This is a genomic window from Kineococcus glutinatus, assembly GCF_039542765.1.
In the GTDB taxonomy this organism is placed as follows: Bacteria; Actinomycetota; Actinomycetes; order Actinomycetales; family Kineococcaceae; genus Kineococcus_A; species Kineococcus_A glutinatus.
Genome location: NZ_BAABIL010000100.1, coordinates 1 through 7428, shown reverse-complemented (window position 1 = coordinate 7428; position 7428 = coordinate 1). Strand labels below are relative to the sequence as shown.

General features: G+C 75.3%; 7 protein-coding genes and 1 tRNA gene. 2 read left to right on the top strand and 6 right to left on the bottom strand.

The window, feature by feature from the left end:
- Positions 1 to 241: 241 nt before the first annotated feature.
- The 3 genes from ABEB16_RS04535 to ABEB16_RS04525 all read right to left on the bottom strand — a co-directional run bounded on the left by ABEB16_RS04535 (position 242) and on the right by ABEB16_RS04525 (position 3021).
- The gene (locus ABEB16_RS04535) at positions 242 to 748 is read right to left on the bottom strand and encodes a hypothetical protein (RefSeq protein ID WP_345711077.1); all 507 of its coding nucleotides are present in this window, start codon (positions 746 to 748) and stop codon (positions 242 to 244) included.
- Positions 748 to 2424: an energy-dependent translational throttle protein EttA gene (ettA, locus tag ABEB16_RS04530; RefSeq protein ID WP_345711076.1), complete on the bottom strand. Its 1677-nt coding sequence runs from the start codon at positions 2422 to 2424 to the stop codon at positions 748 to 750. The genes ABEB16_RS04535 and ettA overlap by 1 nt, the downstream gene beginning before the upstream one ends.
- A gap of 108 nt (positions 2425 to 2532) precedes the next feature.
- Positions 2533 to 3021 carry a single-stranded DNA-binding protein gene (locus ABEB16_RS04525; RefSeq protein WP_345711075.1) on the bottom strand — a complete coding sequence of 163 codons (489 nt, stop codon included), beginning with the start codon at positions 3019 to 3021 and terminating at the stop codon, positions 2533 to 2535.
- Between the two features lie 173 nt (positions 3022 to 3194).
- Between ABEB16_RS04525 and ABEB16_RS04520 the strand changes: the two genes are divergently transcribed.
- Positions 3195 to 3267, top strand: a tRNA-Arg gene (locus ABEB16_RS04520).
- A gap of 16 nt (positions 3268 to 3283) precedes the next feature.
- Here the strand turns inward: ABEB16_RS04520 and ABEB16_RS04515 are convergent.
- Together ABEB16_RS04515 and ABEB16_RS04510 are read right to left on the bottom strand one after the other, a co-directional pair.
- The gene (locus ABEB16_RS04515) at positions 3284 to 3700 is read right to left on the bottom strand and encodes an arsenate reductase ArsC (protein WP_345711074.1); all 417 of its coding nucleotides are present in this window, start codon (positions 3698 to 3700) and stop codon (positions 3284 to 3286) included.
- 77 nt (positions 3701 to 3777) lie between these two features.
- On the bottom strand, positions 3778 to 4542 hold the full coding sequence (locus tag ABEB16_RS04510; protein ID WP_345711073.1) for an aquaporin: 765 nt from the start codon (positions 4540 to 4542) through the stop codon (positions 3778 to 3780).
- Between the two features lie 93 nt (positions 4543 to 4635).
- Between ABEB16_RS04510 and ABEB16_RS04505 the strand changes: the two genes are divergently transcribed.
- On the top strand, positions 4636 to 5025 hold the full coding sequence (locus tag ABEB16_RS04505; RefSeq protein ID WP_345711072.1) for an ArsR/SmtB family transcription factor: 390 nt from the start codon (positions 4636 to 4638) through the stop codon (positions 5023 to 5025).
- 35 nt (positions 5026 to 5060) lie between these two features.
- Here ABEB16_RS04505 and ABEB16_RS04500 read toward each other — a convergent pair.
- Positions 5061 to 7428: fibronectin type III domain-containing protein (locus tag ABEB16_RS04500; RefSeq protein WP_345711071.1), on the bottom strand; the 2368-nt coding region annotated here is incomplete at its 5' end.

Below are 7428 nucleotides of genomic sequence, written 5' to 3'. Positions count from 1 at the left end.
GTCTACGCCGTCATCGCCCTGGCCTGGGCCGCGGCCCTGGCCTACTCGATCCGCGAGCACCGCAGGGCTCCGCTGGACGTCCACAACAACGTCGACAAGGCGGTCGAGCAGCAGGTCGAGCGGGTCCAGCCCGACCCGGTCTGACGGATCCGCAGCACGGCGAAGGCCCCCGGGGGGAGAACCCCCGGGGGCCTTCGCCGTGCTGCGGGCCGCACCGGTCGGGGCACGGGTCCCGCTCGCGTCAGGACCGTCCGGCCACCCGGTGCGCGGACAGCGCACACGCCAGCGCCGCGGCCACCGCGGCGCGGCGCAGGACGTGCGCCCGCTCCCAGCGCGCGCGCTCCAGCCGCCAGCCGGGCGGTTCCCGCTCCGGCGACCAGCTCCGCAGCCTCTGGTTGATCGGGACGTGCACCCGGACGGCGAGGGCGGCGGCCGCGGCGACGGCACCGACCGCGCCCACCCGCAGCGCACCACCGGCCGCCGCCCCTGCCGGCGCCGGGCGCCGGGTCGCGCCGGCCACCAGGGCGGCGACCCCGGTGAGGGCGCTGAGCCCCGACAGCGCCGGCGCCAGCCGCCGCATCACGGCGTCCACCGGCACCTGGTGGGCCAGGTAGTCGCGGTAACCGCTGCCCCGGCGCCGCCGGCCGAAGGGGTCGGGCACGATCGCGGTCGCCAGCAGCGCGGTGGAGGCGGTGTGCGCCACCGCGACCCGGTGGCGCCACGAGCGGGCCGCGGGCTGCGCCGGCATCAGTCGCGCGTCAGCTTGCGGTACGTGACCCGGTGCGGGCGGGCGGCGTCCGGACCGAGCCGCTCGACCTTGTTGGCCTCGTAACCGGCGAAGTTGCCCTCGAACCAGTACCAGCTGGCCGGGTTCTCCTCGGTGCCCTCGTAGGCGAGGATGTGGGTGGCGACCCGGTCGAGGAACCAGCGGTCGTGGCTGACGACGACCGCGCAGCCGGGGAAGTCCAGCAGGGCGTTCTCCAGGCTGCCCAGCGTCTCCACGTCGAGGTCGTTGGTCGGCTCGTCGAGGAGCAGCAGGTTACCGCCCTGCTTGAGGGTGAGGGCCAGGTTCAGGCGGTTGCGCTCGCCGCCGGACAGGACGCCGGCCGGCTTCTGCTGGTCGGGGCCCTTGAAGCCGAACGCGGAGACGTAGGCCCGCGAGGGCATCTCGGTGTGCCCGACCTGGATGAAGTCCAGGCCGTCGGAGACGACCTCCCACAGCGTCTTCTTCGGGTCGATGCCGCCGCGGCTCTGGTCGACGTAGGAGATCTTGACGGTCTCGCCGATCTGGAGCTTGCCGCCGTCCAGCTCCTCCAGGCCCACGATGCTCTTGAACAGCGTCGTCTTGCCGACGCCGTTGGGACCGATGACGCCGACGATGCCGTTGCGCGGCAGGGAGAAGGACAGCCCGTCGATGAGGGTGCGGCCGTCGAAGCCCTTCTGCAGGTCCTTGGCCTCGATGACGAGGCTGCCCAGGCGCGGGCCGGCGGGGATCTGGATCTCCTCGAAGTCCAGCTTCCTGGTGCGCTCGGCCTCGGCGGCCATCTCCTCGTAGCGGGCCAGTCGCGCCTTGGACTTCGTCTGGCGGCCCTTGGCGTTGGAGCGGACCCACTCCAGCTCGTCCTTGAGCCGCTTCTGCAGCTTCTGGTCCTTCTTGCCCTGGACCTCCAGGCGGGCGGCCTTCTTCTCCAGGTAGGTGGAGTAGTTGCCCTCGTAGGGGTAGGCGCGGCCGCGGTCGAGCTCCAGGATCCACTGGGCGACGTTGTCGAGGAAGTACCGGTCGTGGGTGACGGCGAGCACCGCGCCGGCGTACTGCGCGAGGTGCTGCTCCAGCCACTGCACGCTCTCGGCGTCGAGGTGGTTGGTGGGCTCGTCGAGCAGCAGCAGGTCGGGCTTCTCCAGCAGCAGCTTGCACAGCGCGACGCGGCGGCGCTCACCACCGGAGAGGTGGGTGACGGGCGAGTCCGGCGGCGGGCAGCGCAGCGCGTCCATCGCCTGCTCAAGCTGGGAGTCCATGTCCCACGCATTGGCGTGGTCGAGGACCTCCTGCAGCTCCCCCATCTCCTCCATGAGCGCGTCGGTGTAGTTCGTCGCCATCTCCTCGGCGATGGCGTTGTAGCGATCCATCTTGGTCTTCAGCTCGCCCAGGCCCAGCTGGACGTTCTCCAGGACGGTCTTCGTCTCGTCCAGCGGCGGCTCCTGCAGCAGCATGCCGACCGAGTAGCCCGGGCTCAGCCGCGCCTCGCCGTTGGACGGCTGGTCGAGCCCGGCCATGATCTTCAGGACGCTCGACTTGCCGGCGCCGTTGGGGCCGACGACGCCGATCTTGGCGCCCGGGTAGAAGGCGATCGTCACGTCGTCGAGGATGACCTTGTCGCCGTGCGCCTTGCGCGCCTTCTGCATCGTGTAGATGAACTCGGCCATGGCCACAAGGCTAGTGGTTGCCCGGGCGGCCCCACCCGGCCGTGCCCGGCGCCGGGCGGACGGGTGGGGCCCGGCGCCGGGCGGCAGCGGTGGGCGGTGGCGGTGGCCTCAGCCGACGAGGACGTCCAGCTCCTCCACCGCGCCCGGCTCCCCCGCCGCTGCGCGCCCCGCGGCCTCCTCCTCGAAGCCCGCCGCGAGCGCGTCGGCCGCGGCCCGGTGCGGCACCTCGGTGCGCTCGACCTTGGGCACCCGCTGGAAGTCCCCCGTGCCGTACTGCAGGTCGTGCCCGATGGAGCCGGCCTCGATCTCCAGGCTCCAGCGGCGCACGCCCTCGACCTCGTACTCGCGCACCCGCAGCCGGCCCTGCACCGCCACCGGCTGCCCCTTGCGCAGGGAGCGGGCCGCGTTGAGCGCCAGCGCGCGGAAGCACGTCACGGTGAACCACGTCGTGTCCGCGTCGTACCAGCGCCCGTCCGGGTCCCGGCGCCGCGTGGTGGAGGCCAGCCGGAAGCTCGTGATGGGCGTGCTGTCGTTGACCACCACGTGCCGCACGTCGGTGGTCACGTTGCCCGTCACCGACACCTGGATCTCGTTCACGTCGCCCTCCTCGTCCCCGCACCCTGCGGGGTCGGCGACGAGGCTGCCCGGCCAGCCGGCCGCACCCGTCCCGCGGCGGGCGCGCTGTGGACGCCCCGGGCCGGCGCGGCGGCTGTGGACGGCTCGCGATCCGGCCGCGGGACGGCCCCTCGCCGCTAGGCTGCGGGCCGCAGGCGCCCGTAGCTCAGCGGATAGAGCACCCGACTTCTAATCGGATGGCCGCAGGTTCGAATCCTGCCGGGCGCGCCGGTGGCGCTGCACGTCAGGCGTCCGCCCGCGCGGGCAGGAGCTCGGCCAGCAGCCGCTCGACGTGGCCGCGGATCTCGTCGCGGATGGGGCGGACGGCCTCGACGCCCTTGCCGGCGGGGTCCTCCAGCTGCCAGTCGAGGTACCGCTTGCCGGGGTGGAAGGGGCAGGCGTCGCCGCAGCCCATGGTGATGACGACGTCGGAGGACTGCACGGCCTCGGGGGTGAGGACCTTCGGCGTCTGCTGCGAGATGTCGATGCCGACCTCGGCCATCGCCGCCACCGCCGCGGGGTTGACGGCGTCCTTCGGCGCCGAGCCGGCGGAGCGGACCTCCACGGCGTCGCCGGCGAGGTGGGTGAGCCAGCCGGCGGCCATCTGGGAGCGGCCGGCGTTGTGGACGCAGACGAACAGCACGCTGGGCTTGTCGGGCATCGGGGACCTCTCGGCGGGACGGGACGGGACGGGACGGGATGGGACCGGGCGCGGACGGGCGGGACGGCAGGCGGCGCTCAGCCGCGGCGGGTGGGGGTCCCGGTGTCGGTGGGCACGACCGCGTCGCCCGCGCTCGCCCGCGCGTCGGGGTACAGGGCCAGGACCAGGGCCGCGCCGAGCCCGGCGCCGACGACCTGCGCGGCCACGAAGCCGGGCACGGAACCCGGGGCGATCCCCGCGAAGGTGTCGGAGAAGACGCGCCCCACCGTGACGGCCGGGTTCGCGAAGGACGTGGAGCTGGTGAACCAGTACGCCGCGCCGATGTAGGAGGCCACCGCGACCGCGGACAGGGCCGCGCGGCCGGAGCGCGCCAGCGCGAAGACCACCGCGACGAGCCCGGCGGTGGCGACGACCTCCGCGATGACGTGCCCGCCGGTGGTGCGCGCGGTGGTGGCGACCTGCCACACCGGCAGGTCGAACATGGCGTTGGCCAGCCACGCCCCCGCCACCGCACCGGCGGTCTGCGCGCCGGTGTAGGCGACGACGTCGCGGACGGGCAGGCCCGTGCCGCTGCGCCGGCCGAGGAACCAGTCGACGGCGGAGACGACGGGGTTGAGGTGCGCGCCGGAGACGGGGCCGAACACGAGGATCAGCACCCCCAGGCCGAACACGGTGGTCAGGGAGTTCTGCAGCAGCTGCAGGCCCACGTCGCCCGGGGAGAGGGTCTGCGCGGCGATCCCGGACCCCACGACGACCGCGACGAGCAGCGCCGTCCCGACGCCCTCGGCGAGCAGGCGCCGGGCCAGCGGCGGACGTGCCGGCTCCCGCGGTTCCGGGGACACGCCCCCTCCTCCCACCACCCGCCGGCGCGCGCCGGCGGGCACCACGGTGACGCATCCATCGACAGTCGTCAATCTCCGGGGCATGCTGAGCCGGTGGCCTCCGCACCGCCCACCCCACCCCCCGCGCCGGGGACCGCCGAGGTCCCCGACGGGCGGGTCGGGACGGCCTGCTGCGCGCCGGCGACCGGCGCCGTGATGTCCACGGCCGAGGCCGACCGGCTCGCGGCCCTGCTCAAGGCCCTCGCCGAGCCCACCCGGCTGCGGCTGCTGTCCCTCGTCGCGGCCCACGAGGGCGGCGAGGCCTGCGTCTGCGACCTGACGGAGCCGGTCGGCCTGTCCCAGCCCACCGTCTCCCACCACCTCAGGATCCTCGTGGACGCCGGCCTGCTCACCCGCGACAAGCGCGGCGTGTGGGCCTACTACCGCCTGGTGCCCGAACGCCTCGCCCACGCCGCCCGCGCCCTCGACCCCCAGCGCCCCTAGGTCGCGGGCCGCGGTCGGCCCCGGTCGGCGGCCCCTCAGGCGATCCGCAGCGCGGCGGTCCGCCGGGACGCCTTGCCGGTGGCGGTGCCGTTGGTGGCGGCCACGGTGAAGGTCCAGCTGCCGGTGCCGACGTCCACGCCCACCGAGCGGCGGGCCGGGTCCGCCACGGTGGTGGTGCCCACCAGCACGCCGTTGCGGTAGCTCGCGACGACGTACCCGGTGAGGTCGCCGCCGCCGTCGCTGCGCGGCGCCGACCAGCTGATCGTCGCCCTGCCGCCGGAGGCGGTGGCCCCGACGCCCTCGGGCGCCGCCGGCGCGGTGATCGCGGGCACCCGGACCGTCACGCGCGCCGGGGCGCCCGTCCCGACGGCGTTGACGGCCGCGACGGTGAAGACGTAGGTCGACCCGGCCTCCAGCGTGCGGCGCAGCGAGGTGCCGGTCACGTCCTGCGAGCCCACCGGGGTGCCGTTGCGGGTGGTCGTCACCACGTACTTCGTGATCCCCGACCCGCCGTCGGTGCGGGGGGCGGACCACGTCAGGACGAGGTCGCGGCGGTTGCCGAGCGCGCCCCGGGCGCCGACCACCACGCCGGGGACGGCACGGGGGGTCAGGGCACCGGTGCGCGCCTCCGGGCCGAGGCCGGTCCGCGTCCGGGCCCGCACCCCGAGGGTGTAGGTGGTGCCGTTGACGAGCCCGGTGATGCTGACGCGGGAGGCCAGCGACGTCACCGTCCGGGCCCGCCGCGGCTGCGCCACCCCGTCGGCGTAGGGCGTCACGACGTAGCCGGTGACGGCCGCGCCGGCGACGGTGGTACCGGTGGCGGTGGCCTGCAGCCACGCGCCGGCGTCACCGGCCCCGGAGGCGGTGATCGTCGGAGCGGTGTCCGCCACCACGGGCGTGGGCGTGGGTGTCGGCGTGGGTGTCGGCGTGGGGGTCGGCGTCGGGGTCGGCGTCGGGGCGGGCGTCTGGGACAGCGCACCGAAGGTGACCTTGACGGTGGCCACGCCACCGGCCGCCGCGGTGACGGTGACGTGCAGGTCCCCGGCGCGGGTGGAGAACGTCCGGCCGACGGGCAGCGCGGCGTCCAGGTCGGTGCGCGTGCGGGCCGGGTCGGTCGGCGTGGCGTCCACCACCGCGGTGGTCAGGCCCCGGCCGCTGGTGAAATCGACGTGCAGGACCCGGACGCCGGGCTGCAGGGGAACGCCCCCGCGCAGGACGCGGGAATCGGCGCCGGCGTCGGCGCGGTACTCCAGGTAGTACGCGTCGGAGCCGTTGACGACCTTGAGGACCTTGGGCTCGCTGCCGGTGGTGGCGGCCAGCGCGCGCAGCCGCACCTCGCCGGTGGCGGTGACGGTCCGGACCTCGGCCGGGGCGAAGCCCAGCGCCGCGCGGCGGACGGCGTTGAGGGAACCCACGCCGTTGTAGTCGTCGGGGTCGGAGTAGCCCATCACGTCGTAGAGGTCGCCGTACTCCACGTAGCGGGCCGGGGCGAGCCACGCCGAGCCGTCGTGGCCGGCGCCGCAGGAGCAGCCACCGGTGCCGGAGACGTAGTTGGAGTGCCCCATGCCCAGGTTGTGGCCCAGCTCGTGGGCCAGCGTGGACTGCGACACCGTGGTGACGGTCACCGCGCCGAAGTCGGTGAGGGAGCCGATGGTGCCCAGGCCCATGCCGCAGGCGCCGGCGGCGGCCTCCGGCGCGATGACCACCAGGTGCGTGGCGTCGTCGAACGTGAAGCCGCTCTGCTCGGCCGTCTCGTTCCACAGCCCCGCCATGTCCGAGCAGGGCTGCTGCGACTGCCGCCAGGGCACGACCCGGTCCACGACGAAGGAGATGCGGCCGCCGGTCTGGGAGGACCAGTAGTCGGAGGCCTTCTGCAGGGCCTGGCGCGCCTGCGCCTCGGTGGTGCTCCCGGCGCCGAACCCCCTGGGCGCCACCATCGCCACGGTGACGCGGTGCGCGCCGGAGGTGGGGGCGGAGAGCAGGGTGGCACCGGCCACCGGGTCGGCGGAGACGACCTCGACGGCATCGGCTCGCGCGGACGCGGTGACGGTGAGGCGGAACTCCCCGCCGGCGCGCAGGCCCTCGGCCGTCGCGCCGGTCAGGCGGACCAGGTCGCCGCCGGTCCGCAGGTAGGTGGCGAAGACCTCCTGCCCGGCGATCTCGGCCAGCTCGACCCGGGTGACGGTGCCGCTGACGACGGCGCGCTGCCCGGCGCGCACCAGCTGCTGCGGGGCGCCCACGGTGTCGACGGGGCCACCGCCGGTGCGGTCGTGGGTGTTGACCGGCGCCGCGGGGCGCGCGACGGGCGCGGCCGCAGCGGGCGGTGCCGCGACGGCCGGCAGCGCGGCGGCCGCGACCGCGGCGGCCAGGGCACCGGTGCCCAGCGCGGTGCCCAGCCTGCGC

Coding starts and splice junctions, on each gene's coding strand:
- ABEB16_RS04535 (WP_345711077.1), bottom strand. CDS start 748: ATGCCGGCGCAGCCCGCGGCCCGCTCGTGGCGCCACCGGGTCGCGGTG.
- ettA (WP_345711076.1), bottom strand. CDS start 2,424: ATGGCCGAGTTCATCTACACGATGCAGAAGGCGCGCAAGGCGCACGGC.
- ABEB16_RS04515 (WP_345711074.1), bottom strand. CDS start 3,700: ATGCCCGACAAGCCCAGCGTGCTGTTCGTCTGCGTCCACAACGCCGGC.